Genomic DNA, 26,663 nt, shown 5'->3' on the forward strand with positions numbered 1-26,663 from the left:
CTCCTATTCAACTTCTACATCAATCATATCCGCTTCACTTGTACGAAGCGCTAATTCAAAGTTTTTTACCTTGATTTCCACAGGATCACCTAATGGAGCAAACTTCATGACATGAACCTTAGTACCATGTACCAGTCCCATATCAACTAAGCGATGTTTTATATTACCGCTACCATGAAGGGTTGCAATAATGCCGGACTCGCCTTGTTTCATGTCTTTTAACTTTTTAATAGCCATACGACACCTCCTAATTATTGTACCTAACAACCTCATATTAACCACACCAAATAATAATGCGTATTAATATCTTAAGTTATTATATCAAAACAATCATTAATTTCAACAATTATTATCATTTTTATGGTAAATTTCTACCACATATTTATATTTTTTTCTCATAATAAAAATGAAAATTGTTACTTTATCTCTCTACATAAACCTTATAGGGTATAGTATTTTTTATTCACACCACTACATAAAAAATTCCATCCAAAATAAGAACTACTACTAAGATAATCATTATTGATAATTTAATCATTCTCATTTATCATTTTAAATTTTGTTTAAATACAAATATTTTAATGCTTTTCATTCTCATATACTTTTGTTTATTTCGTTATTTTCCAATATATTATCATTTAAATATACAAATATACCCTTTCTTTATTACAACTTAATTCATCATTTAATAATCATCACTGTAAATAACATTTCATTTTATTTGCCCCTACTATATGCATAAGGTATAATTAATATAATATATATTAAAGAAAGGACGATCCATGAAATCTTTTAAATCTTTAGGCGTTTGTGATGAACTTATCCAAGCCCTTCACAAACAAGGTATCAAGGAGCCGACGCCAATTCAAGAACAAGCCATTCCTGTAGTTTTCAAAGGGAATGATGTCATAGCAAAAGCTCAAACAGGCACAGGCAAAACATTAGCCTTCTTATTACCTATTCTTCAACGGGTGCACACAGATGTTCATCAAGAGCAAGTACTTATCATTGCACCTACGCGTGAACTCATAAAACAAATTTCTGAAGAAGCTAAGGAAATAGGTACCATTTTAAATGTGGATATCCTCCCTCTTATCGGCGGTAAAACAATTGAATCACAGTTACAACAATTAGGACGTCGTCCTCAAGTTATTTTAGGTACACCTGGCCGTCTATTAGATCATGCGAAACGCGGCTCACTCCACTTAAATTGTATCCGTCGTGTCGTACTCGATGAAGCGGATCAAATGCTTCATATGGGTTTCTTACCGGATATTGAAAACCTCATCAGCCAAACAGATGCAAATAGACAGCTTTTACTATTTTCAGCCACAATTCCTGATAAAATTAGAAATCTTGCAAAAGCATATATGTCTAAGCCAGCTTCTGTAACTGCTGAAGGTAAACATATTACACTTGAATCTATTGACCAACGTGTATATATGATGAATCCAGAGGAAAAAACACAACGTCTCATTAAAATGATTGAAGAAGACAATCCATTCTTGGCGATTGTTTTCTGTAATAAACGTGAAGGTGCAGTTCGCTTATCCTATGAGTTAACTGCTGCAGGCCTCAACATTGCTGAAATGCATGGCGATTTGACACAAGGTCGACGCACGCAAATATTGCGCGATTTTGCAAAAGCTAAGACTCAAATCTTAGTGGCAACAGATATTGCAGCCCGCGGTATCGATATTGAAGGTATTACACATGTTTATAACTACGACGTACCACGCGATGTAGATTACTATATCCATCGTATTGGCCGCACTGGTCGTGCAGGTAATTCCGGTGTAGCTGTTACATTTGCCACACCACAGGATGAATCTTGGCTACGACGTATTGAGCGCGCCATCCAGGCAACACTTACTAAATACACTAAAGATGGACAAATTAAAACTAAAGGTAATGCAAGTGCTGCGCCAAAACGTGCAAAATCTTCTGACAAACCTAAGATTACAAGTTCCTATCAATCTACAAAGGCTAAAGCTCATAAAGCTCGTGGCCACAAAGGTGCTAATACACGCCAACGCCGTACTTCTACATCTCAAACTGGACGTCGTGGTAAACGCAGATAAAAATAAAGACGCATACAGATTAATCTGTACGCGTCTTTTTTATTTATTCGCATAAATGCTAGGCATACCATTTACATCAGAGCATTGAGTCTTACATTGAGACCTGTTACTACAAACCCAGTTAATTCGGCCCCTCGCCTCTTGTTTAACAAAATAACCTTCTTTACATCGTGGGCATTTATATTGTTTATCTTCTTCAGCCACAGTGATATTACTTTCACTATTTGAAGAATTTCCATCGACTGGTTGAGTATGTTTACATTCTGGGTAATTAGTACAGCCTAAAAAAGCACCATATTTACCATTACGCTGTTGCATACGTCCCTTATTACATTTCGGACATATAGACAAAGTAGATAGGTCTACATTTTCATTATCCATAGGTCGTTTACGATTTTGATTCGTTATTGTGCGAACTACATTGGGCATCATTTGACCAGAGTTTCCTTGTTTATCAAAGCCAAGCTTATCAATCAACAACTGTAAAAACTTAATTTGATCAGACAAGAAGGAATCCAATGTATCCTCCCCTTCACTCATGAGGGACAAACGTTCTTCCCAAACAGCCGTTTCATCAGGATATAACAATTCATCAGGCAAAGCATCTACTAAAAGATAGCCGGTTTCCGTAGGTGATAGAACTTGCTTCTTCCCCGAAGTTTTCATAAAACCACGACTGATGAGTTCGTCAATAATATTAGCACGCGTCGCCTCTGTGCCTATACCAGATACAGCCTTTAACTGTTTTTTCAAATCTTCGTTTTTTACAAATTTATGAATTTCCTTCATCGCTTGCAATAATGTAGATGGTGTAAAACGAGATGGTGGCTTTGTTTGTTTTGCCTCTACAGAGGAATCTGTATAAAGAACGGAATCATTTTTCTTAACAGCTGGCAAATGATCCGTTTCTTCAATAACCTCTTTTTTAGAGTCAGATTCTGCGCCACGTTCATCAGTTAAATCAGGTTCATCATTATCTGTCACCGATTTAGACTTTTGTCGTTTATAAAGTAACTTCCATCCTTCGTCTATAACTACACGACCATTAGCAACAAACTCTTCCTTACATTGTTCCACTACAATTTTTGTTTGTTCATACACGTGCTCACCATAGAATTGAGCAATATAAGCCTGACTAACGAGGAAGTAAATATTGCGCTCCTCACGAGACAAACTATTCATATTACAAGCTACCGTAGTAGGAATAATTGCGTGATGGGCGGTAATTTTCTTTTCATTCCATGCACGGCTCTTAATAGAACGATCTGCATCTGTAGACCACTGTGCTAACCTCTCATCTCCTGCATTCTGTAAATTATTTAGAATAGCATTACGATCGCCATATTGATTTGGAGGTAAATATTCACAATCAGAACGAGGATACGTAGTCAACTTTTTCTCATATAATTTCTGTGCTGTATCAAGTACAGTTTGGGGATCATAGGAGAATGCTTTACCAGCTAACACCTGTAAAGATGACAAGGATAATGGTAGGCGTTGTACATCTTTCTTTTTAGATTTTGTAACCGCCTTAATGATTCCATCTGAACCGGCTTGCAAGCGCTCAACCAATTCATCTGCAATAGCCTTATTTATGAGACGACCATCTGGATCAAGCCCCTTTTGTTCATCTGTAGGTTGCCACGTAGCCCAGAATACACCATTTGGATGGTTATATAAAACCTTTAATGTGAAATAATCGACCGGTTTAAATGCGGCTAATTCACGTTCCCTACGAACTACTAAGGCTAACGTTGGAGTCTTAACACGACCTATAGGTAATGTTACCTTATTACCTTTATATCGTTCAGATAAGGTATATGCACGAGATAGGTTCATTCCAATAAGCCAGTCTGCCCGCGCTCTGGCCAATGCAGATTGATATAAATTATGAAAGTCTTTATTATCACGCAAATCATTAAGAGCTGCACGAACAGATTTTTCGTCCAATGCATTTAATAAAATACGCTGTACAGGTTTTGTATTCCCTACATAATATAAAACCTCATCAACTAACAATTGTCCTTCCCTATCCGGGTCACCAGCATTAACGATAGTATCAGCTTTACCGATAAGGTCTTTCACCGTTTCAAACTGTTGACGACTACTATCCGTAACCAATAATTTCCACTCATCAGGCACAATAGGTAAATCTTGAGGGCGCCAGCGAACATATTTATCATCGTAATCACCAGGTTCTGCTTGATGTAATACGTGACCTACAACCCATGTCACCACATCATCACCTTGAATAAAGTAGCCATTCCGTTTTTGGATATTCTTATTTTCCGGCAAGCATTTACTAATTTCGCGAGCCATGGATGGCTTTTCCGCAATAAATAACCGCATGGTCCCCTCCTTAACATAAAATAACGGCTATTCCCCTAAGCCGCTCTTTGAAATCTCATTATACTACAATTTAGTGGTCATAACTACCAAAATCATGTATAATTTTAAAGATATGAATGATGTGAAAGTTATATAATAAGACAAGGCTTTTACAAACGAAACAATAGAGGTGAACTATGACATTTTTAGAAGAAGTGCAACGTCGTCGTACGTTTGCTATCATATCTCACCCGGATGCGGGTAAAACAACATTAACAGAAAAATTACTTTTATACGGTGGTGCTATCCACTTGGCAGGCTCCGTTAAGTCTCGTAAAACAGCAAAACACGCTGTCTCTGACTGGATGGAAATTGAAAAACAACGTGGTATCTCTGTAACTAGCTCCGTATTGCAATTTGACTATGATGGCTGTCGTGTCAATATCCTCGATACACCTGGTCACCAAGACTTCTCCGAAGATACATATCGTACCTTAATGGCTGCAGATAGTGCTGTCATGTTGATTGACGTAGCAAAAGGCGTAGAAGCACAAACAAAAAAACTATTTGCTGTATCTAAAGAACGCGGTATTCCTATCTTTACATTTGTAAACAAAATTGACCATTTTGGTCGTAGCCCCTTTGACTTAATGGAAGAAATCGAAAATGTTCTCGGCATTCGCACATGCCCTATGAACTGGCCTATCGGTATTAACGGCGAGTATAAAGGTGTATATGATAGAGAACATGAAACTATTGAGCTTTTCGCAAAAGATGAAACACATGGTCAAGAAAAATTAGCCTCTGAAAAAGGTGCTTTGACTGACCCTCGTATGAAAGAATTATTGGGCGACGATGTATACCAAGCATTGCTTGATGATATTGAATTACTTGATGTTGCGGGCGATCCATTCGATTTCGATAAAGTTCGCGCTGGTGAATTAACTCCAATGTTCTTCGGCTCTGCAATGACTAACTTTGGGGTAAAACCATTTCTGGAAAAATTCCTGGAACTCGCTCCATCCCCTGCTCCACGTCAAGCTGTAGAAGAAATAGTACAACCTACTAGCGAAGACTTTTCCGCTTTAGTATTTAAAATCCAAGCAAATATGGATCCTAATCACCATGACCGTATCGTATTTATGCGTATCTGCTCTGGTAAATTTGAAAAAGGTATGTCCGTATTGCATCGTCAATCTAATAAAACGATTCGTCTATCTCAACCACAACAATTCTTGGCTACAGAACGTACTATCGTAGAGGATGCGTACCCAGGCGACATTATTGGTGTCTTCGATGCTGGTACAATGGGCGTAGGTGATACACTGTGTGCACAAAAACACAAGGTAACATTTGGCGACTTCCCTGTATTCCCGCCAGAATTCTTTGCCCGCGTATCTCCAAAAGATACGATGAAGCGCAAACAATTCCAAAAAGGTATGACTCAATTAGCGCAAGAAGGTGCAGTTCAAATCTTTGAACAACCAGGTGCCCTTGACTCCTTCGTAGTTGGTGCCGTAGGTATGCTTCAATTTGAAGTACTCGAATACCGTTTAAAAAATGAATATGGTGTTGATTTACTAAATAATACATTACCATATAGTGTTGCTCGTTGGATTGATGGGGAAGTAGATATTGCTTCTTTAAAAGGTGTAGATAATGCGATGATTGTAAAAGATAATCGCGATCGCACGGTAGTCCTTATCTCCAACGAATGGCAAATGGGCTGGGTACAAGAGCGTAATCCAGATGTTACATTCCTAACAACACCTAAACTTCATCACGAGTTATAATTACGTATCTTCAATAACTGGAATACATCTATATAGATATATTCCAGTTTATTTTTTTTATAGGCAGGAAAATCATAGTATTAAAACGAATACATATAGTATAGTTATGTAATTAAGTAATTATTACTATTACTTTCCTTAATTTATGTATATAATATAAATATATACTATATATAATCTTATAATTAGTATAGGTTTTAATGTTGTTGTGAGTATTGAAAACAAATAATATAAAATGATTATCCTTATATATTCTATAGTTTTTTTCAATCATTCATGATACCATAAAATATAAGTTTTATTTTTTATTTTAAAGGAGTGATTTTATGCCACTTATTGACTTAGCATTAGTCAACGATGTATGGACGTTAAAACTGTCCATGATCCAAACTGTAGGCCTCGCTGTAATCACATTGTTCATAGGTACTTGGATTAACAAACATTCCAAATTCTTACAACGTATGTGTATGCCTGCACCAGCTGTAGGGGCTTTACCATTTGCATTTTTAACTGCTATTCTTTCTTACTACAAAATTTTAAATATTACCTTTGAAAGTTCCCTACAAACATTTTTAATGCTTGCTTTCTTTACTACAATTGGTTTGATGGCATCCTTAAAAGTCCTAAAAAAGGGCGGTATCTTTATCATTTTCTTCTTCCTCGCTTGTGCTGTATGGATTGTTGTACAAAATACCGCAGGTATTATGATTGCTAAAGCTTTAGGCATTGAACCAATCATCGGTATTATGGCTGGCTCCGTATCTATGATTGGTGGTCTTGGTACGGCTGGTGCCTTTGGTCCATATTACGAACAACTACTTGGTATCCCTGGTACAGCTTCTGCTGCAGTTGCAGCCGCAACATTTGGTATGGTTGCTGGTACAATTCTTGGTGCTCCTGTAGGTGAACGCATTATTAAAATGCACAAAGTAAAAACGCCTTATGAACACCCTGAGTTACTACAAGATGACGGCATCGACATGATCGAAGATCGTGTTGAAAGCGGCGGTAAGCAATTCAACTCTCAAGATCTTTTAACGATTTGTATGTGGATTGGTTTGGCCTTAGGCATTGGTACTATTATAAGTGCTGGCCTGTCCATTCTTACACCACTACCTGCATATATTGGTGCCATGATTTGTGCAGCTGTAATTCGTAACTTCGGTGACTTCACTAAGTCTTACAAAATCAATGATGCAGCACTCGATGCAGTATCTAACGTAGCATTATCCTTATTCGTTACAATGGCGATTAATAGCTTGAAACTAGTTCAATTAATCGATCTTGCATTACCATTGATTACTATTTTAGTAGCGCAAATGGCACTTATCTGTGTATTTGCATACCTTATCTACTTCATCTTTGGTCGCAACTACGATGCTGTTATGCTAGGCGCTGGTGCCATCGGCTTCGGTTTAGGTGCTACACCAAATGCATTGGTTAACATGTTATCTTTGGCGGGCAAACACGGTCCATCTCCTCGTGCATGGCTCGTAGTTTCCTTGGTAGGTGCATTCTTAATCGACTTTGCGAATGCTTTCCTAATCACAACAATGGCAGGTATTCTTTACTAAACAAAAAGGGCCCATTAGGGTCCTTTTTCATGTAAAAGAGCTTATTAGAATGGTATAGTATCAATCTAATAAGCTCTTTTATATTATACTATTTAAGTAAAGTCGCCCACGCATTGGCTACATCGGCAAATTCTTGAAGAGTAAATGTTTCACCTCTTCGTTGACCATCAATATTTGCTTTTGCTAAAAGCTCTTCAATTCTATCTTTTGATAAGCCCGTTGTCTTCATCGTGTTAGAGAAGGTTTTACGTCGTTGTGCAAAACCAGCTTTCACCACGCGGAAGAATAGTTTCTCGTCAATCACATCTACCGGTGGTTTATCTCGCAACACACAGCGAATAACAGAACTTGTTACCGCTGGAGCTGGTAAGAAAGAATTAGGCGGCACATCAAGAACGATATCAGGCTCAGTATAATACTGTACAGCTACAGATAATGCACCATAATCCTTTGTGCCTGGTTTGGCTACCATTCGCAAGGCTACCTCTTTTTGAACCATTACAACAAGGCGTTCGATTGGCAATTTGCTTTCTAACAAAGACATAATGATAGGTGTTGTAATATAGTACGGTAAATTAGCAACTACCTTAAAAGGCTTATGATTCATAATGGTTGGCACATCAAGTTTCAATACATCACCATGAACAATACGTACATTATCGTAGGATGCTAATGTGGTATCTAAAACATCTAACAAACGACGATCTAGCTCAATGGCAGTGACATCTGCCCCACTTTGTGCCAATCCCTGTGTCAATGTACCAATGCCAGGACCTACCTCTAATACAGGCTCACCAGGCATTAATTCCGCAGCATATACAATTTCATCAACAATACCGCGTTTAATAAGAAAGTTCTGTCCTAACTTCTTACTCATTTTAATGTCAAAGCGTTTACATATATAATGTACAACCTCTGGGCTTGCAATTACTGATTCTAACATCTTAACTCCTATTTTAACAATTCGCAGCCTCATCAAAAGCATCTCGAGTTATACCATAGTGATTTAAACGATATACAAACTGTTTTCCATTGCCATATCCAATACCTAACTTAGCGCCAACAACAGCACGACGAGCAGCACTATCTGACATACCTGACAGCCCATGTCGAACTAGGTCTACCATGGAAAATTCATTAGATGATTCCAAAGACTCTACATGTAATGTAGATAGTGCCTTTCTAATGGATTCAGACGATGCTTGTTCTATGCCAATATCATCATTTGCAAAAGCTTCGTCACGAGGGACAAAAGCATGCTGAGCATTAGGGAATTTTTTTGTTAATACACGACGAATTCTTTCCCCTGCTGTATCAGGATCTGTTAATATGATAATGCCTCGTTTTTCATAGGCTACACGAATCATATCAATAACACCTTTACGGAGTGTAAAACCTTCTGTCGCAATGCAGTCTGCTTCCACAGCTTGTGCAATGCGTTGTATATCAGATTTTCCTTCTACCACGATGACTTGTTTAAGCATAGCTCCTCCTTTATTCTATTAGTACATTGTAACATATATATAACATTGCTTAAATACTTATAATCGAGTAGTATAGGTAGTGTAATATATAAAAGGAGGCCATTATGACCTTACAACAACTAAAGTATGTCACAACAATTGCAAATATAGGCAGTATTAGTGAAGCTGCTAAGAGACTCTTCGTTTCTCAACCTAGTCTAACAAAGGCGATTAAAGAATTAGAAAAGGAAATGGGCATTACCATTTTCGATCGCACCAATAAAGGTATTACGGTTTCAAAAGAAGGGGAACGCTTTCTCGGCTATGCGCGCCAAGTTCTAGAACAAGCAGCTTTATTAGAAGAGCAATACAAAAGCCAAAGTGGTGGTAAAAAGCAATTTTCTGTATCTACACAACATTACTCCTTTGCTGTGAATGCCTTTGTAGAGCTTTTAAAGGGAGCCGGAATCGATCAATATGATGTATCCTTACGAGAAACGCAAACCTATGAGATCATTGATGACGTAGCACATATGAAGAGTGAAATCGGTCTACTCTTCTACAATGATTTTAATCGCCCTGTATTAGAAAAATTAATTCACACCAATGAATTAACCTTTACAGAACTTTTTACAGCTCATCCTCATATCTTTATCGGTAAAAATCATCCCTTAGCCAATAAAAAGGTTGTATCTATGGACGAATTAGAGGAGTATCCATACATCTCCTTTGAACAAGGCGATCACAACTCCTTCTATTTTTCTGAAGAAATTTTTAGTACTCTAGTACGACCAAAGCATATTCGTGTACGCGATAGAGCTTCTCTCTTTAGTTTATTACTTGGTCTCGATGGATATACCGTATCTAGTGGTGTAATTGATGAAGAAGTAAACGGTGAAAATATCATTTCTGTTCCTCTTGCAGAACAAGGATTAATGCATATTGGTTACATTACTAATAATAAAATGCAGCGTAGCCGTCTAGGTCAAGAATATATCCAAGCACTAGAACAATATGTAGGTAATTATGGTAGACATATTCAGTTATCAGAAACAAAAAAAATAACATAATATTTTATAGATAATATTGATTAAAAATATTCTACATATAATATAACTTTAGCAAAGGCATCCTCTTTAATGAGGGTGCTTTTTAATATATATACATATTTAATACCCTATGAAATGGATTAATTCCGAAATAAATCGAATTCTATATAAATGTATATATTAATACTCAATTTAGATATAACTTACAACTAAAAATTAATTTATGAATATAGATAAAAGTTATATTCAACATCATTATATTGATATTTTTATATATGCTCATCCTTAGTTATAATAAATCTATGAATTTATCGGTTATACCGTTTACATAAGGAGGATTACATATGTCCAAACAATTAGCACCATTTCATTTTGATATCGTAGGTTCCTTCCTACGCCCAGCAGAATTAAAAGAAGCTCGTGAAGCTTTTACAAAAGGAAATATTACTAGAGAAGAACTAACAGCTGTGGAAGATCGTCTTATTACAGATCTCATTCAAAAACAAAAAGCTGCAGGACTTCCTGTTATTACTGACGGTGAATTCCGCCGTGCATACTGGCACTTAGATTTCATGTGGGGATTCAATGGTGTAAAAGAAATTGAACTTGAACACGGTTACAAATTCGTTGGTCAAGAAACAGCGCCTGGTTCTCTCGTTCTTACTGGTAAAATCACAGGCACTAACCATCCATTTGTAGAGCATTTCAAATTTGTAAAACAGTTTGAAGATGAACATACTACAGCTCGTCAAACCATTCCTGCTCCATCTCAATTCTTAGCTGAATTATTCCGCGAAGATAATGGCATTACAACACGCTCCTTCTATCCTGACTTAGAAGAGTTAATTCAAGATATTGCTGCTGCATATCGTCAAGTTATTAAAGACCTCTACGAGGCAGGTTGCCGCAACATTCAATTTGACGATTGTACTTGGGGTATGTGTTGTGACCACGGTTATTGGACTGGTCGTCAAAAGGATAAAAGTGTCACTATCGAAGGTGAAACAGCAAAATACCTACGCTTAAATAACTTGGCACTCGAAGGTCGCCCTCATGACTTAGCATTCACTACACATGTATGTCGTGGTAATTACAATTCTACTTGGGCTGCTAGTGGTGGCTATGAACCAGTTGCACCAATTCTATTCGCCAAAGAAAATGTAGATGCGTACTACTTAGAATTTGACGATGACCGCTCTGGTGGTTTTGAGCCATTGCGTGAAGTGTCCCCTAATAAAAAGGTTGTATTAGGCTTGATTACGTCTAAACGTCCTGAATTAGAAGATAAAGAAGTTATTAAAGAACGGATTAAAGAAGCTACAAAATATATTCCTCTCGAAAGACTTTGCCTATCCCCTCAATGTGGCTTTGCATCTTGTGAAATCGGTAACCAATTGACTGAAGAAGAACAATGGGCTAAACTTGCATTAGTTAAAGAAATAGCACATGAAGTTTGGGGTGATTAAATGAATGAACACACTATATATTTAGGAGGCGGTTGTTTCTGGGGCCTTCAAGGGTATATCAGAAAAATCTCCGGCATCATTTCCACCGAAGTAGGCTATGCCAATGGTCCTACCGAAAATCCAAGTTATGAAGATGTCTGTCATGATAGTGGTCATGTGGAAGCACTAAAGGTTACATACGATGCAGATAAACTCTCCTTAGATCACTTAATTCAATACTTTTTACGCGCCATCGATCCATTCAGTGTTAATAAACAAGGTGGTGACGTAGGCATTCAGTATCGAACAGGTATTTACTATATAGATGACGCTGACAAGGCTATTATTGAAAACACCTTAGCTCGTGCACAATCCTTTGAAGGAAAACCATTTGCTATTGAAGTATTGCCGCTATCTAACTACTACTCTGCAGAGGAGTATCACCAAGATTACTTAGATAAAAATCCAACTGGCTATTGCCATATTCCACTAGGCTTATCTGATGAACCACTTATTGATGACAATGCCTATAACAAACCATCCGAAAAGGATCTCAAGGCTTTATCTCCACAAGAGTTTGAAGTTACACAAAACTCAGCTACAGATGCTCCGTTCAGTCATGAATTAACGGATGAGTTTAAATCAGGACTTTACGTAGATATCACTACAGGAGAACCCCTCTTTGTTTCAGCCCATAAATTTGAGTCTCACTGTGGTTGGCCTAGCTTCACAAAACCAATCGCGAAAGATGTTATCAAATACTACCAAGACGACTCTCATGGTATGAAACGTATTGAAGTACGTAGCCGTATCGGAAATGCTCATTTAGGACATGTATTTGAGGATGGTCCTAATGGCTCACTTCGCTACTGCATTAATGGATCTGCTTTACGATTTATCTCTAAAGATGAATTAAAAGGCACAAAATACGAATATCTAATTCCGTATATTGAAGATTAAATAGTAAAAGACGACTTATAAATATAAGTCGTCTTTTTTAGTAAATAAAATTTAAAACGAAAAAGTATAGATAGTAAAATATGGATATATTCATTTACAAAATAAATCTAGTAATGCATACTATATTATTCTTTAAACAGTAAAAATCTAATAAATATCAAAAAAAGGATATATCTAATAGATATATCCTCTAAATCATCATATTAGTCCAATACGTACACGGTAACGTCTTGACGACCAAAGTCCATAGCCTCACCATAAGAGTCCATTACAAGGTCAATTTTATTGCCCACAATAGCACCACCCGTATCGGCAGCAATAGCCTCGCCGTAACCAGGAATAAATAAGCGTGTCCCCAAAGGAATAACGTCTGGGTCAACCGCCGCAATGCCACGTACTGCAGGTACACCTGTAGCCGTAATACCGGCACCATCACCATCGCCCGCAAGGTAAGCAGAAGCTTCCATTACAATAGCACGAGATGAGCGACCAGCAATATTACGAGATGTGGTTACTTCACGTGTACCTTCTTTTATAATAGTAGGTACCATTTCACGTTGTGTTACTTTAGATACGTCATTAGTTTTAATAACAGTACCATTACTATATAATGTTTCACGTTGTACTCGTTCTATACCAGGTTGACCAACTTGTACAACCTCTTCTTCACCTTGTGCCATCGTATCATCTTTTTGTCGAATTACTTGAATAGCAATTTCTTGATCCACTGTGGACAAGGAGCGGCTTGTTACTTGCGCAATTGTGATATGTGTGCCACTTAATACAGAACCATTTGCATCGCCTACTACAGCATAATTTGGCATTTTAAAGCCCAATTCGTTAGCAACGCCTTGCGCAGTAGTTTCTGTAGTGAATATAGCTCTAGTTTTACCATTAACAGTTACATAAACTGGAATAGCACGTACAACAGTCAATGTTGTGCCATTTTGAACAGATGTAGAGCTGGAAATAACTTTATCGTTTGGATTTAATTTAACCCCAGCATCGCGTACGATACCTTCGTTAGAATTTAAATGTGTTCTAACAGTGTGTGCTGCACCATCTACCATAACGGTAACGGTTTTATCATTATAAGAAAAACCTGTCATAGTTACAGCTGTTACAATTAATCCTGCAACAACAGACGAAATATATCGTTTGTGTGTCTTATGAATTCTCATATTGTAATCCCTCCTGTAATGTCATTATTCTACTACAGATAGATATAACCTGTCAAACAACAATGGTTAACAATAAGAGATGAACACTTATAAACACTGTATTTTCTATAATTATATTTTCTATATTATTTCTGAAAGTCCACTGTACGTGTACATATCTATATTTTTTAATACTATACAATATATTCCGAATTGTGCACATATATACGATACTACTACTATATATAGTATGTAGTTTTTTTTTATAACTTAAATTGTATTTTTATGTGTTTTTGAATTGTTACCAAAATTTTCTACACATCCCAAAACTTCATTTTTATCTCATTTTCAAATATATATGTACACAAAAAAGCCTGTAAAAACAGGCTTTTTCACTATTGTATAACTGTATTAAAATTCATTAATCAACATATCGTGAGAATTTCATTATTTGCTCATCTTAAACATTGGTTGCAAACGCTCAATTACGGTCATTGATTCTTTATGTTCTTGTGCAATAGCGGCTTTCATAAATTCCTCTTGAGCAGAAATTGGATGTTCTCTATCATTAATTTTACGGTATGAACCATCTACTCTCATAATATGAGCCTTTAGGGTATCCTCTAAATACAAATCTAAAATCCCCTTAATTCTCTCCTTATGTCGTTTATCTTCAATAGGAATCATAAGTTCTACACGTTCATTTAAATTTCGTGGCATCCAGTCTGCACTAGATAAAAATAAACTTTCATTTCCTCCATTACGGAAATAGAATAACCGATGATGTTCTAGAAATCGCCCTACTACAGAGCGAACTGTTATATTGTCGCTGATACCTTCAATTCCAGGCCGTAGTGTACAAATACCACGAACGATAAGATCAATACGAACGCCTGCAGCAGAGGCTTCATAGAGTTTAGCAATAACCTCTTTATCGAGTAATGAATTCATTTTACCAATGATATATGCCTCTTCTCCCTGTTTAGCAAATTCTATTTCACGGTTAATTAATTCCATTATTTTTTCCCGCAAATTTAAAGGAGCTACAATAAATTTATTCCAAATCGGAGGATCGGAATAGCCAGAGATTAAATTAAAGAAACGAGATGCATCATCACCATATTCATCATTACACGTAAAAATACCACAATCAGTATACATTCGAGCCGTCTTACCATTATAGTTACCTGTAGCTAAATGAACATAGCGTCTAATACCTGCATCTTCCCTACGAACAACCATAGTAATTTTAGAATGAGTTTTAAGCCCTTTTAATCCATAAATTACATGACAACCAGCCTTTTCTAGACGACGAGCCATATGAATATTATTTTCTTCATCAAAGCGAGCTTTAACCTCCATAAGTACGGTTACTTGCTTACCATTATCGGCCGCTTTTATAAGAGATGCAATAATAGGTGAATCACCACTAACTCGATACAATGTTTGTTTAATAGCTAATACATCTGGGTCTGTAGCGGCTTGTGCTATAAATTGTTCTACTACTGTAAAAGACTCAAAAGGATGATGAACAAATAAATCTTGCTTTCCAATAACAGAGAATAAACTCTCCCCTTCATGATCTACTAATTCACTAGGAAGTTTAGGTTCAAATAAGACATAACGAAGATGATCAAGGCCTGGATAATTACAAAAATCAAAATACATACGACAATCAAGATGACCATCTATACGGTATACATCCTTTGACTCTAATTCAACACTAGTAAGTATAAAGTCTAATAAATTGTCCTTTATATCACCGCACACTTCTAATCGTACTGCATCACCACGACGTCGACGACGTAAAGATGCTTCTACCTCAGAAAGCAAATCTGTTGCTTCTTCTTCATCAATTTCTAGATCTGCATCACGAGTGATACGGAACACCATAAAATCTTCAATACCATAACCTTGGAAAAATTGAGTAGCATAATATGTAATCACGTCTTCTAAATATACAAAACGATGTTCTTTATTGCTATGACTCGGTATTTCGATTATACGATTTAATACAGAAGGAATTGGTAAAATTGCGATTTTATAATCTTTTGTACCATCTGGTAATACTTGAAAAATGCGTACAATTGCATTGATAGTATGATTTGTTAAAAAAGGGAATGGATGACCAGAGTCAACAGCTAAAGGTGTTACAACTGGATAAATGTGTTCTTCAAAATAGTGCCGTAACCAAGCCTTTGATTTTACATCTAACTGATCGGGATATGTAAAATAAAATCCATACGACTCGAGCTCAGACAATACATTTTTAAGATACATACTTTGCATCGATACAAGGCGCTGTACAGACTCATCAATAGCCTTTAACTGTGCTTTAGCATCCATATGAGCTGCATCATACTTTACAATACCATTGACAACTTGATGACGTAAGCCAGCTACACGAATCATAAAAAACTCATCTAAATTTGAGCTAGCAATAGCTATAAATCGAAGGCGTTCTAATAAAGGAGTGTTTGTATCAATAGACTCTAATAGAACGCGCTGATTAAATTTTAACCAAGACAATTCTCGGTTAAAATAATACTTTGCATTATTAAACACGACGATTCCCTCCCCTTACTAGTACGATTTCCATACCAAACACTTCTGTAAAGTATTCTGAATCACGGTCAAAAGTCCACCATTCTAACGAAATATCTTCATTAGTTCGACAGAATACATATAGTACATTATCTCGCTCTTCAAATGTAACTTCAGAAATTTTTTGATTACTACCCGCATCAAGTGCACAAGCAACACGAATGATAGCTACTAGCTTGGTAACTTGAATTTTTTGTAATTCAGTTAATCCATTAAAATAGGCATCATCATCATTTGGTGTTCCCTTGTAATGGTAATAAACAACATTGGCAACCACTTGTTTTTCTTCTTCTGTAAGGCCCAATATATCGGTCCCCATTACAATATGATACGCATGCTCTCCATGATTTCGTAAATTAACGAACTTACCGACAGAGCATAGAATAGCTGCTATACGACATAAATATCCCCACCGTTCTGGTAAGCCTTTATGTCGTAATACTTTACAGAATAAAGAGCTAAATCGTTCTACCTCCGCATCATGAATTCTATCTGTATGATATCTGGCTGCAATAGCACGTGCTAACTGTGCATTCTGTTCTCGCAATTGATACATAAATGGATTATTTTCAGCTTCTACACCATAGAACCAACTAATACCTTGAGAGAATGAAAAGCTACTAAAAATTAATGCTTTAGGCTCTATAGCAGTAATAATTTCATTAAACAAAATCATGGTAGGCATTAAAATATTTGCCTTATATTCAGGTAATTTATAACGATTCATCAGCTTTGTAGCTGTTACTCCATCAAAGGAATTGATAAGACTTTTAAATCGTGTAGGCTCAATAGTAATAATGTCTTCTTTATTATTCTCTTGCCCCATTAAATGAGCCATATATCGTGCCTCATCACCAGATAATACAATACTATCAATATTAAAAGTTTGTAATTCTTCACGGAGCGGTCCAATCATACGATGTAAGTACTCCGTAATAGCCCTAGGGAATGATATAGAGGACCGTTGATTTCGATTAAATGACTCCATAACACGTAAAGAACCACTATGCATATTGCGTTGAAACAACAAGTTTTCACCACGCCAAACTGTTAATCCTACCCCTCCAGATGTTATATCTAAGAATAATGTTGCCTTTGTAGGATCCGTTAGTTGATATTGATGAGTCATCTTGTAGTATAGCAAAGCATATTTATAATATACCTCTTTCGGCATATCGATAACCTCAACGCGCATTCCCGTTTGAATATAAATTTGATCTAAAATGCTACGACGATTAACGGCTTCGCGTATTACTGTTGTGCCATATAGCCTAGAACGGCTCACACCATAGTCTGCCATTAATTGTTTGTATCCTTTTAAAATATGGCAGATTTCTTCAATTGTTTTAAAACTCAACCTAGAGGTTTGAAATAATTCCTCTCCAAAAGTTACTTCTCTTGCTGCATAATCGATAACACGCACATCGTCTATGCCTTTATACTCTAAAATAGTAATGCTCATGCTACTAGAGCCCACGTGTAGCACTGCATATCGTAATGTTTTTGGTAATGTCATTATGCCTCCTGACGAGATTCATGCCATTCTATTTCTAAGGATTTCTTAAATTCTTTTTTGAACGATTTTGAAAGTTTATCCACAGCCGCCTTAGTAACACTTACATCGCGACCTTCTATGTAAAATACCTTTATCGAAACACTTGTGTATTTAATATTAACATCTAGATGCTTGATAAATTGTTCATGGCTTTCATCTAAAGCTTCTGCTATGGCTAAAATAATAGATAGCTTTTGACCTAACAAACGTTGTTCTTGATCCAACAATTTACCATACAAAAAATTCTTATATTCTTTTGGCGTCAATCCATGAGAATTCATTACAAGAAAAGCACTAAATGCCTGCTCAATATGAGACATACCATATAAATTACTATTGACGAGCATATAACAACCATGCCGCGCATGACTATAATAGTTTACGCGTTTACCAATATCATGCAACAAGCCAGCTGCAATTAAGCATCGTCTAAAATTTGTATCAGCCTTATGAAGCGGTTCTAAGGCATCATATAAAGTGGTGGCTAATTTTGTAATATACTTGGCATGGACCAGCTCATGCTTTGTCATACCTAATAGTACATTCTCTGCGGAATGAACTAAAATATCATCGATAATGGGATTTCCACCTAAATAGTACTCACCATAATAATCAAAAAATAAACCTTCACGCAAACCACAACCGCCAACAACAAGAGTCTTTGTATTTACATAGTTAAATAACTCGTCCACTATAGTAAGACCTGCAATAATAATATCGGCACGCTCTGAAGATAATCCACTAATTTTTTTACGGGCCTCTAAAGGTTTACCTTTTACATCTTCTAAGATTTCATGGAATCTATGATAAGATATCTCATAGTTGTGTAGTTTTGTAATAGGATATGACAGCTTACGTTGATCCATTTTAGCAATATTACGAGCCGTACCACCAATGCCGAGCAGCGGAAGTTTTACATTTTGAAGCCACGTATGTTCCTTAATGGTTTTCTTTACAGCTTTCATCATTTTTTCTAATTCTTTAGGAGTATACTCATCACCTTTTTGATAGGTTCCCGTTAAGGTTAGTGCTCCAATAGGTAAGCTTACAGCTTTCATAATATGTCTATTTTTTACGAGTGTAACCTCTGTACTAGCGCCGCCTAAATCAAAAATAATAAAATCTTTGAGCCCAATCGTATTAATTACCCCGAGGAATCCAAGACGAGCCTCTTCTTCACCAGCAATACATTCTAAATCAAGTCCGGTTCGATCTTTTACAGTTTTTATAAAAGTATCCCCATTTTTAGCTAAACGTACTGCAGCCGTAGCAACAGCTTTTATAGTATCTACTTCCATAGCCTCTGCCATGTGAACAAAGGCTTTTAAAGAGCGTAAAGAACGCTCCATTGCTTCATTGGTTAGTTCGTGAGTGCCCCACATATTTTCACTAAGGCGCACACTATTTTTTTCTTGGTATATCAATCTATAGCTACCTGTTTTAGAAATCTCATAAATGACAAATCTAACGGAGTTAGAACCTAAATCTATAAATGCAATACGTTTCATGCTACCACCCTCATCTTACTTTGTGTTCAGTATGAATATACTTTAGTATACCATAGAAAAACGCGATTCTCATCGATATGGGAGAATCGCTTTTTTAATTTATCATTTTAATTAGTTGTAAGAATTTTTCTAACATCCAGACTAAGGGTATTATAAATTTACTTATATGATTTGCGGGCATCAAAATTAATCAATACCAAATACACGTTTACCATTATTATAGGCAATCTCACAGAACTCATCTACATCTATGCCTTTAAGACCAGCAATTTCCTCTGCTACAAATTGTGTCTTACTAGGATCATTGCGTCTACCTCTAAATGGAGGTGGTGTTAAGTATGGTGAATCAGTTTCGATAAGAATTCGATCTAATGGTACTTGGCGAGCTACGTCCTTAAGATTAGTAGACTTAGGGAATACTACAGGTCCTGCAAAAGAAATATAGAATCCTAATTTAATAGCTTCTTTTGCCATTTCCCAACTGCCAGAATAGCAGTGAAAAATCCCCCAGTTATCCTTACCTTCATTGCGTAAGATATTCATAATATCGCCATGTGCATCACGATCATGAATGATGATTGGTAACTCTACTTCACGAGCGAGTTCTAATTGACGAATGAATACGCGCTTCTGTGTTTCACGGTCAGAAAAATCATAATAATAATCTAATCCGATTTCACCGATAGCGCGGACCTTATCGTTGTTAAGGGCTTGCTCCTTATAGAACTCATAGTCTTCTTCTGTAAAATCTTTTGACTCATGAGGATGTGTACCTACAGCAGCATATAAACGATCATACTGTTTTGCTAAAGCTAGTCCTGATTCAACAGTACCTCTATCTACCCCTGGAATCATAATATATTCTACGCCAGCATCAAAGCAGGCTTGTAACATCTCATCACGGTCATTATCAAAACGACCGTCATTCACATGAGCATGTGTATCAAAAAGTTTCATTATTTAACCACACTTCCTGCTGGTAATGATTCGATATTTGTTACTTCTAAATGTTCTTCCCAATCAGATGCAGACAAAATCATGCCATAAGACTCGATGCCCATCATCTTCTTAGGAGCCAAGTTAGACAAATAAATTACCTTTTTACCAACCATAGCTTCTGGTTCGTAATATTGAGAGATACCACTTAATACTGTGCGCTCTTCAATGCCGATATCCAATACAAACTTCAATAATTTCTTGGACTTAGGAACCTTTTCACAGCTTACAACTTTTGCAACTCTAAGATCCAGTTTTTCGAAGTCATCGTACGTAATATTTTCTTTTAATGGTGGAATATTAGATGTATCTACAGATTCTTCAATTTTTTCTTCAACAACAACTTCTACCATTTCCGGAATGTCAAAACGTGGATAAATAGGATCACCTTTTACTACTTTTGTACCTGTTGGCAATAAGCCCCAAGTTTTAACATCTTCTAATGTAGTATCGCCAAATCCTGTTAGACCTAATTGGTCCCAGATTTTTGGAGCACCTACAGGAATAACAGGGCTTACTAAAATAGCAATGATACGCAATGCTTCTGCCAAGTGGTACATAGCAGATTGTAAGCGAGCTTTATCGTTAGCATCTTCAGATTTAGCCAATACCCAAGGCATTGTTTCATCGATGTATTTATTCATGCGACCAATAAATGTCCATACAGTTTTAATCGCTTTATTAAGCTCCATATTTTCCATAGCCGCTTCAAAGTCTTTTGTAGTTTGAACAGCCAATGTAGATACATCGCGGTCTAAATCGTCCATATCATCGCATTTTGTAATCACACCACCATGGTATTTTTCAATCATGGCAATGGTACGATTCAACAAATTACCTAAGTCATTAGACAAATCCGCATTAATTTTTGTAACGAAGTTAGGCAATGTAAAGTTACCATCATTGCCAAGCGTAATTTCACTTAATAAGTAATAACGCAAGGAATCTGCACCATAAGTATCAATCAATGGAATTGGGTCAATAACATTCCCCAAAGATTTACTCATCTTTGTACCATCAACAATCATCCAGCCATGACCAAATACCTTTTTAGGTAATGGTAACTCAAGACTCATGAGCATCATAGGCCAAATAATTGTATGGAAACGTACGATTTCCTTACCTACTAAATGAAGATCTGCTGGCCAATATTTTTTATATAATTCACCATCACCATCAAATGGAGATAGTGCACTAATATAGTTTACTAATGCATCGAACCAAACATACACAACATGTTTAGGATCAAATGGTACCTTGATACCCCAGTCAAAGGATGTACGAGAAACAGCCAAGTCTTCAAGACCTTGTTTTACGAATTGAATCATTTCATTGCGACGAGATTCAGGTTGAATAAAATCAGGGTTTTCTTCGATGAATTTCAACCATTGATCTGTATATTTAGCGAGTTTAAAGAAGTAGCTTTCCTCTTTAACCTTCTCTACAGGGCGGCCACAATCTGGGCATGTATGATTTTCACCAAGCTTTTGTTCAGTCCAGAATGTTTCACAAGGTGTGCAATACCAACCTTCATATTCAGCCTTGTAAATATCACCTTTTTCGTAAGCTTTTGTGAAGAGTTCTTGCACTACCTTTTCATGACGTTCATCAGTAGTACGGAGGAAGTCATCGTTAGAAATATGCATCTTTTCCCATAATGCTTTAAAGCCATTTACGATATTTGTAGTATATTCAAGAGGTGTAATACCTTGCGCTTCTGCAGCACGTTGAATTTTTTGACCATGTTCGTCAGAACCAGTCAAGAAACGTACATCATAACCAGCCAAACGCTTGAATCGAGCGATTGTATCAGCTACAGATGTACAATACGTATGACCAATGTGCAACTTAGCACTTGGATAATAAATTGGTGTCGTAATATAATACGTTTTTTTTGTGTCTCCCATGATGAGCCTCCTTCTAACCTTCGAATGGGAAGGTTTAACGTTCTACAATATTATATACATCCCGGCGGGAAACGTTAAAACGCTTTGCCACCTGGCGAATTGCTTCTTTTTTAGGTACCCCTGTTTCTACAAGGGCTTGTACAGCATCTACATATGATACTGGTTCATTCGAAACTCCACTAGTATCAGAATCTACTGTATCAGCACCACCTACAATGAGGACAAATTCCCCTTTATACGTGAGCTGTTCCAAATCATTTACAAGGCTCTCTAAATCGGTGCGTACAAAGGTTTCAAACTTCTTTGTCAATTCCCTTGCCACCGTGATAGATCGATTTCCAAAGGCTTTATACATATCTTGTAAGACCTCTTGCAAACGATGAGGTGCTTCATAAAACATCAAGGTTCCCGTTACTTGTGAAAGTCGCTGTAGTTCTTCAATACGATGTTTGTCTCGTTTAGGCAAGAATCCGACAAAGGTAAAAGATTTAGTATCTAATCCCGATGCAATGAGTGCGGTTAATGCTGCATTAGCACCTGGCAGTGGTACCACCGTTATACCTGCTTCAATAGCTTTTGTTACTAGGTCCGCCCCTGGATCAGATATAGCCGGCATGCCTGCATCACTAACGCAAGCAATAGACTGCCCTTCTAACAAAAGCTCTATAATATAAGCACCTTTTTCTTCCTTGTTATGTTCATGATAAGAAATTAAAGGCTTCTTAATGTCAAAATGTTTTAATAATATACCCGTATGGCGCGTATCTTCGGCAGCGATAGCATCGACTTCACCTAAGATACGAACTGCGCGATAGGTCATATCTTCTAAATTACCTATCGGTGTAGGCACTAAATATAAGATGCCCCATTCGTTATCGTTCATACCAAGAGGACACCTCCTTCGTGTACACATTAGGATTCTCGTAAACGATAAGTGGCGGCTCTAACACAAGTCCAGCCTGACCTTGATAGATAGCTTCTATTAGCACAAGTTTCGCTGGTTTATCTATCATACCGTGAATAAATCGAATTCGCTTAGCTTGAAAGTTGGCTACTTCTAACTCATGTAGCACATATTGTAAGCGACTAGCACTATAAATCATCCACAAGCGCCCTTTATACTTAATAAAGAACTGTACAGCTTTCAAAACCTCATCCAATGTTGTATGTCCATCATGAAGTGCCAAAGCCCGCTCTCCAGACGTAGGTTTTGCACCACTTTCAGAATCATAAAAAGGGGGATTTACAATAACACCATCAAAGGGTTTATCTTGTATATCTCGGTAAGACATATGGCGATAATCACCACATAACATCGTTACCTTATATTGTTTATGATTGTATTCAACACTACGTTGAGCCAACTCAATGATAGTCTTATTAATATCTATACCCGTTATATGGCCTGCCCCTAATGACGTTCCAATGAGTGGCATAACCCCCGTTCCCGTGCCTAGATCAACATAGGCATGTCGACCATTAAAACGACAAAAGTGAATTAATGCTATGGCATCAAAGGAAAAGCGAAACATATCAGTACGCTGATAGATCTGTAGGCCATCTATAATTAAATCATCAAGTCTTTCTTGATCATTCATCAGGCAATGCCACCTCAGACCATTTCAAATCAATGGTGCGACCTGCTTCGAGCTGTACCTTTACAGTGTGTTTATGATGATTTACCTTCAAGACCTTACCAATGCCTTCATCGGTAACAACCTCCTTACCAATACCTGGAGGTGCTACATCTTGAGGGGCTTGAGGGCGTTCCTTCTTCACATATAGGTCGCCACCCTTTTTATACAAATCATCTTCGTAATTGAGGCAGCACATCAAACGACCACAAACACCAGAAATCTTCGTAGGGTTTAGGCTCAAGTTTTGATCCTTAGCCATACGAATCGAAACAGGTGTAAAATCACCTAAAAAATTAGAACAGCATAAAGGTCGACCACAAGCACCAATGCCATTTAGCACCTTAGCCTCATCGCGGACGCCTACTTGACGCAACTCGATACGTGTTCTAAATACAGTTGCTAAATCCTTAACAAGCTCACGGAAGTCGATACGACCATCCGCAGTAAAGAAGAATATAATCTTATTCATATCAAATGTGTATTCCACATTGATAAGTTTCATAGGCAACTTACGTTTTTCTATTTTTTCGAGACAAATATCAAAGGCTTTTTCTTCGCGCTCTTTATTCTTCTCAATTTGTTTTAAGTCCTTTGGTGTCGCCTTTCTAATAACTGGCTTAACAGGAGTTACAACCGTATCTTCAAAGACATCTTTTGGTCCGATCACAACTGTACCGTATTCAACGCCACGTGCCGTTTCAACGATAACCCCATCACCAACGGATAGTTCTAATTGTTCAGGCAGAAAATAATAAATCTTTCCAGCCTTTTTAAAGCGTACTCCAACTATGGTTAGCATTTAATCCTCCTCCCGAGCATCATGAAGGGCGATACTAAGACCGTCCACCACGAGAGCGGTTTTTATATGTAAACGCAAAGCCCGTTCCGCTTGCAATGTTTCAGTAATGACCTGAGACAATGCTTGCATAGACCAGCGCGGTAATAATCGTAATAATTGAGTTTTGTACATAGGTACTTGTAATTGTCCGTCTTGAGCCCCCATTTTAAGAGCCATCACATCTCTACTTACAAGACGTAACCAATGCATCAATTCTGTTAGACTTTCACGAGGTAAGCTTTCACAAGCTAGAGAAATCATAGAAAACCATCTTGTTTCAAAGGCGATCATGTCCATTACCTTAACAGCTAACTCTAGCATTTCAATACAATCTTGAGTAGCCAATTTTTCCACTAACTGTGGATTGCCATGACCGGCTAACAAAGCCTGCTCAATATTACCAGTGATGCCACGTGCCACAAGTGCCGTGCGAATCGTATCTACATCGACACTATTAAAACCAACGCCCATACATCTTGAAACGATGGTCGGCAATACGGTGTTAATTTTATTCGTAATAATGATAAAATACACCTGTTCTGGCGGTTCTTCAATGGTTTTTAACATAGCATTTGCCATAACTGCGTTAGCCGTATGAAAGTCCTCCACAATAACTACGCGGTTACCATTCCCGGCCACAGACAGATGGTCTTGTAATAAGGAATACCACTGCTCCACCTTTAAGGTCGTCTTCATAGGTCGAATCCAAAAAGCATCACCCTTATCCATATAGATAGGTAAACCTTCTGATTCAATGCGTTTTTCAGTCTCACCATTGGCAAGGCGTGCTTCTTTTACATCTTCTAAATACGATTCACCCTTAGATTGTGAAAACACTTGGCGTCCCAGTAATAAGGATGCAAGACCTATGGCCATATCTAGCTTACCAAGACCGGCTTCACCATAAAACAAAAGGCTATGTGGCAATGCATTGCGACTTACAAGTTCCGATAGGTGTGCCTTGATCGAATCTTGACCAATTATAGAATCAAAATATGTCATAGCCCCTCCTATCAATACATGCTCAATATTAATATTATATAAGAAAAAGGCGACTTTTAAAAGAGTCGCCCTATCCTAAGGTAGTAGATTTACTACTGCTTGATATACATCATTATGAATTTCTTCAATGGTGCGCAATGCATATTGACTGGAATCATCTTTTGTGGCACAAGGAATTCGGTGCCATTGATAGCGTTCTACTAGCTCTTCATAGGCATCGTGAACAGCTACTAGATATTGATGATTCCCTTCGTGAATATCCCCTGTATTACCGCCCGTTTTACCAGTGCGCTCAGCCATTAAGGCTTCACTCACTTCGAGAGGCATATCTAAGAGACATACCGCATCAGGTGTAGGCAAAGCAAATTTGTTAAACTCAAAGTCTTCAAGCCAATCTAAAAACGCAGTACGTTCCTTCGGATCATTGTATTTAACCATTTGGTGCACCATATTAGACGTCGTATAGCGATCTGCAATGATGATGCCCCCATTTTTATAGAACGCTTCCCAATCAGTTCTAAAAGATGCAAAGCGATCGATGGCATACATGGAGCTTGCTACATAAGGATTTACATCATGTACATCTTTGCCAAACTCACCAGCTAAATACATTTTGATAGGCATAGCAGCACCACTATCATAGTTTGGAAAGCTCACAGATTTAACAGCATGCCCCTCTTTAGTCAAGCGTTCTACTAAAAGTTTAGTTTGTGTAGCCTTACCACTACCATCTCCGCCTTCTAAGATAATTAAAGTCCCCATA

21 protein-coding genes are annotated in these 26,663 nt (G+C 37.3%); 6 read left to right on the top strand and 15 right to left on the bottom strand.

The window, feature by feature from the left end:
* Nucleotides 1-3: 3 nt before the first annotated feature.
* On the bottom strand, nucleotides 4-237 hold the full coding sequence (locus RWP19_RS06755) for a FeoA family protein (protein WP_314356989.1): 234 nt from the start codon (nucleotides 235-237) through the stop codon (nucleotides 4-6).
* Between the two features lie 545 nt (nucleotides 238-782).
* Here RWP19_RS06755 and RWP19_RS06760 point away from each other — a divergent pair.
* The gene (locus RWP19_RS06760; RefSeq protein WP_314356991.1) at nucleotides 783-2,081 is read left to right on the top strand and encodes a DEAD/DEAH box helicase; all 1,299 of its coding nucleotides are present in this window, start codon (nucleotides 783-785) and stop codon (nucleotides 2,079-2,081) included.
* Between the two features lie 39 nt (nucleotides 2,082-2,120).
* Here RWP19_RS06760 and RWP19_RS06765 read toward each other — a convergent pair whose 3' ends face one another.
* Entirely contained in the window at nucleotides 2,121-4,430 is a 2,310-nt protein-coding gene (locus RWP19_RS06765) for a DNA topoisomerase 3 (RefSeq protein WP_314356992.1), read from the bottom strand.
* 176 nt (nucleotides 4,431-4,606) lie between these two features.
* Here RWP19_RS06765 and RWP19_RS06770 point away from each other — a divergent pair, with 176 nt between their 5' ends.
* Together RWP19_RS06770 and RWP19_RS06775 are read left to right on the top strand one after the other, a co-directional pair.
* Complete coding sequence (locus tag RWP19_RS06770) at nucleotides 4,607-6,202, top strand: peptide chain release factor 3 (RefSeq protein WP_314356993.1); 1,596 nt, start codon at nucleotides 4,607-4,609, stop codon at nucleotides 6,200-6,202.
* Nucleotides 6,203-6,528: 326 nt separating this feature from the next.
* Nucleotides 6,529-7,776, top strand: a complete 1,248-nt coding sequence (locus RWP19_RS06775; RefSeq protein WP_314356994.1) for a sodium/glutamate symporter — start codon at nucleotides 6,529-6,531, stop codon at nucleotides 7,774-7,776.
* Between the two features lie 88 nt (nucleotides 7,777-7,864).
* Here the strand turns inward: RWP19_RS06775 and rsmA are convergent, their stop codons facing one another.
* A complete protein-coding gene (rsmA, locus tag RWP19_RS06780) occupies nucleotides 7,865-8,719 on the bottom strand; it encodes a 16S rRNA (adenine(1518)-N(6)/adenine(1519)-N(6))-dimethyltransferase RsmA (protein ID WP_314356996.1) in 855 nt (284 codons plus the stop codon).
* A gap of 13 nt (nucleotides 8,720-8,732) precedes the next feature.
* Nucleotides 8,733-9,260 (bottom strand): ribonuclease M5, encoded by a 528-nt coding sequence (rnmV, locus tag RWP19_RS06785; protein WP_314356997.1) that lies wholly within the window; start codon nucleotides 9,258-9,260, stop codon nucleotides 8,733-8,735.
* Nucleotides 9,261-9,364: 104 nt separating this feature from the next.
* Here rnmV and RWP19_RS06790 point away from each other — a divergent pair, with 104 nt between their 5' ends.
* The 3 genes from RWP19_RS06790 to msrB all read left to right on the top strand — a co-directional run bounded on the left by RWP19_RS06790 (nucleotide 9,365) and on the right by msrB (nucleotide 12,693).
* Entirely contained in the window at nucleotides 9,365-10,309 is a 945-nt protein-coding gene (locus tag RWP19_RS06790; RefSeq protein ID WP_295259451.1) for a LysR family transcriptional regulator, read from the top strand.
* A 323-nt stretch (nucleotides 10,310-10,632) separates the two neighbouring features.
* The gene (locus tag RWP19_RS06795) at nucleotides 10,633-11,754 is read left to right on the top strand and encodes a 5-methyltetrahydropteroyltriglutamate--homocysteine S-methyltransferase (protein WP_314357000.1); all 1,122 of its coding nucleotides are present in this window, start codon (nucleotides 10,633-10,635) and stop codon (nucleotides 11,752-11,754) included.
* Nucleotides 11,755-12,693 carry a peptide-methionine (R)-S-oxide reductase MsrB gene (msrB, locus tag RWP19_RS06800; protein ID WP_314357003.1) on the top strand — a complete coding sequence of 313 codons (939 nt, stop codon included), beginning with the start codon at nucleotides 11,755-11,757 and terminating at the stop codon, nucleotides 12,691-12,693.
* A 203-nt stretch (nucleotides 12,694-12,896) separates the two neighbouring features.
* Here the strand turns inward: msrB and RWP19_RS06805 are convergent, their stop codons facing one another.
* The 11 genes from RWP19_RS06805 to RWP19_RS06855 all read right to left on the bottom strand — a co-directional run bounded on the left by RWP19_RS06805 (nucleotide 12,897) and on the right by RWP19_RS06855 (nucleotide 26,662).
* Entirely contained in the window at nucleotides 12,897-13,874 is a 978-nt protein-coding gene (locus tag RWP19_RS06805) for a 3D domain-containing protein (RefSeq protein WP_295208947.1), read from the bottom strand.
* Between the two features lie 426 nt (nucleotides 13,875-14,300).
* Complete coding sequence (gene ppk1, locus RWP19_RS06810) at nucleotides 14,301-16,418, bottom strand: polyphosphate kinase 1 (RefSeq protein ID WP_314357005.1); 2,118 nt, start codon at nucleotides 16,416-16,418, stop codon at nucleotides 14,301-14,303.
* Nucleotides 16,411-17,973: a phosphatase gene (locus tag RWP19_RS06815; protein ID WP_314357007.1), complete on the bottom strand. Its 1,563-nt coding sequence runs from the start codon at nucleotides 17,971-17,973 to the stop codon at nucleotides 16,411-16,413. Before RWP19_RS06815 ends, ppk1 begins: the two co-directional genes overlap by 8 nt.
* Complete coding sequence (locus RWP19_RS06820) at nucleotides 17,973-19,520, bottom strand: Ppx/GppA phosphatase family protein (RefSeq protein WP_314357008.1); 1,548 nt, start codon at nucleotides 19,518-19,520, stop codon at nucleotides 17,973-17,975. Before RWP19_RS06820 ends, RWP19_RS06815 begins: the two co-directional genes overlap by 1 nt.
* A 186-nt stretch (nucleotides 19,521-19,706) precedes the next feature.
* Nucleotides 19,707-20,477 carry a TatD family hydrolase gene (locus RWP19_RS06825; RefSeq protein WP_295208939.1) on the bottom strand — a complete coding sequence of 257 codons (771 nt, stop codon included), beginning with the start codon at nucleotides 20,475-20,477 and terminating at the stop codon, nucleotides 19,707-19,709.
* On the bottom strand, nucleotides 20,477-22,423 hold the full coding sequence (gene metG / locus RWP19_RS06830; RefSeq protein WP_314357011.1) for a methionine--tRNA ligase: 1,947 nt from the start codon (nucleotides 22,421-22,423) through the stop codon (nucleotides 20,477-20,479). The genes RWP19_RS06825 and metG overlap by 1 nt, the downstream gene beginning before the upstream one ends.
* Nucleotides 22,424-22,457: 34 nt before the next feature.
* Nucleotides 22,458-23,306, bottom strand: a complete 849-nt coding sequence (rsmI, locus tag RWP19_RS06835) for a 16S rRNA (cytidine(1402)-2'-O)-methyltransferase (RefSeq protein WP_314357014.1) — start codon at nucleotides 23,304-23,306, stop codon at nucleotides 22,458-22,460.
* A complete protein-coding gene (locus RWP19_RS06840) occupies nucleotides 23,296-24,021 on the bottom strand; it encodes a methyltransferase domain-containing protein (RefSeq protein WP_314357016.1) in 726 nt (241 codons plus the stop codon). The genes rsmI and RWP19_RS06840 overlap by 11 nt, the downstream gene beginning before the upstream one ends.
* The gene (locus RWP19_RS06845) at nucleotides 24,014-24,859 is read right to left on the bottom strand and encodes a stage 0 sporulation family protein (protein ID WP_314357018.1); all 846 of its coding nucleotides are present in this window, start codon (nucleotides 24,857-24,859) and stop codon (nucleotides 24,014-24,016) included. The genes RWP19_RS06840 and RWP19_RS06845 overlap by 8 nt, the downstream gene beginning before the upstream one ends.
* Entirely contained in the window at nucleotides 24,860-25,900 is a 1,041-nt protein-coding gene (locus RWP19_RS06850; RefSeq protein WP_314357021.1) for a hypothetical protein, read from the bottom strand.
* A gap of 75 nt (nucleotides 25,901-25,975) precedes the next feature.
* Nucleotides 25,976-26,662 (bottom strand): thymidylate kinase, encoded by a 687-nt coding sequence (locus tag RWP19_RS06855; RefSeq protein ID WP_314357023.1) that lies wholly within the window; start codon nucleotides 26,660-26,662, stop codon nucleotides 25,976-25,978.
* Nucleotide 26,663 lies beyond the last annotated feature (1 nt).

Origin of the sequence: uncultured Veillonella sp., assembly GCF_963522475.1 — a bacterium.
GTDB lineage: Bacteria > Bacillota > Negativicutes > Veillonellales > Veillonellaceae > Veillonella.

Coding starts and splice junctions, on each gene's coding strand:
- RWP19_RS06755 (WP_314356989.1), bottom strand. CDS start 237: ATGGCTATTAAAAAGTTAAAAGACATGAAACAAGGCGAGTCCGGCATT.
- RWP19_RS06760 (WP_314356991.1), top strand. CDS start 783: ATGAAATCTTTTAAATCTTTAGGCGTTTGTGATGAACTTATCCAAGCC.
- RWP19_RS06765 (WP_314356992.1), bottom strand. CDS start 4,430: ATGCGGTTATTTATTGCGGAAAAGCCATCCATGGCTCGCGAAATTAGT.
- RWP19_RS06770 (WP_314356993.1), top strand. CDS start 4,607: ATGACATTTTTAGAAGAAGTGCAACGTCGTCGTACGTTTGCTATCATA.
- RWP19_RS06775 (WP_314356994.1), top strand. CDS start 6,529: ATGCCACTTATTGACTTAGCATTAGTCAACGATGTATGGACGTTAAAA.
- rsmA (WP_314356996.1), bottom strand. CDS start 8,719: ATGTTAGAATCAGTAATTGCAAGCCCAGAGGTTGTACATTATATATGT.
- rnmV (WP_314356997.1), bottom strand. CDS start 9,260: ATGCTTAAACAAGTCATCGTGGTAGAAGGAAAATCTGATATACAACGC.
- RWP19_RS06790 (WP_295259451.1), top strand. CDS start 9,365: ATGACCTTACAACAACTAAAGTATGTCACAACAATTGCAAATATAGGC.
- RWP19_RS06795 (WP_314357000.1), top strand. CDS start 10,633: ATGTCCAAACAATTAGCACCATTTCATTTTGATATCGTAGGTTCCTTC.
- msrB (WP_314357003.1), top strand. CDS start 11,755: ATGAATGAACACACTATATATTTAGGAGGCGGTTGTTTCTGGGGCCTT.
- RWP19_RS06805 (WP_295208947.1), bottom strand. CDS start 13,874: ATGAGAATTCATAAGACACACAAACGATATATTTCGTCTGTTGTTGCA.
- RWP19_RS06815 (WP_314357007.1), bottom strand. CDS start 17,973: ATGACATTACCAAAAACATTACGATATGCAGTGCTACACGTGGGCTCT.
- RWP19_RS06820 (WP_314357008.1), bottom strand. CDS start 19,520: ATGAAACGTATTGCATTTATAGATTTAGGTTCTAACTCCGTTAGATTT.
- RWP19_RS06825 (WP_295208939.1), bottom strand. CDS start 20,477: ATGAAACTTTTTGATACACATGCTCATGTGAATGACGGTCGTTTTGAT.
- metG (WP_314357011.1), bottom strand. CDS start 22,423: ATGGGAGACACAAAAAAAACGTATTATATTACGACACCAATTTATTAT.
- rsmI (WP_314357014.1), bottom strand. CDS start 23,306: ATGAACGATAACGAATGGGGCATCTTATATTTAGTGCCTACACCGATA.
- RWP19_RS06840 (WP_314357016.1), bottom strand. CDS start 24,021: ATGAATGATCAAGAAAGACTTGATGATTTAATTATAGATGGCCTACAG.
- RWP19_RS06845 (WP_314357018.1), bottom strand. CDS start 24,859: ATGCTAACCATAGTTGGAGTACGCTTTAAAAAGGCTGGAAAGATTTAT.
- RWP19_RS06850 (WP_314357021.1), bottom strand. CDS start 25,900: ATGACATATTTTGATTCTATAATTGGTCAAGATTCGATCAAGGCACAC.
- RWP19_RS06855 (WP_314357023.1), bottom strand. CDS start 26,662: ATGGGGACTTTAATTATCTTAGAAGGCGGAGATGGTAGTGGTAAGGCT.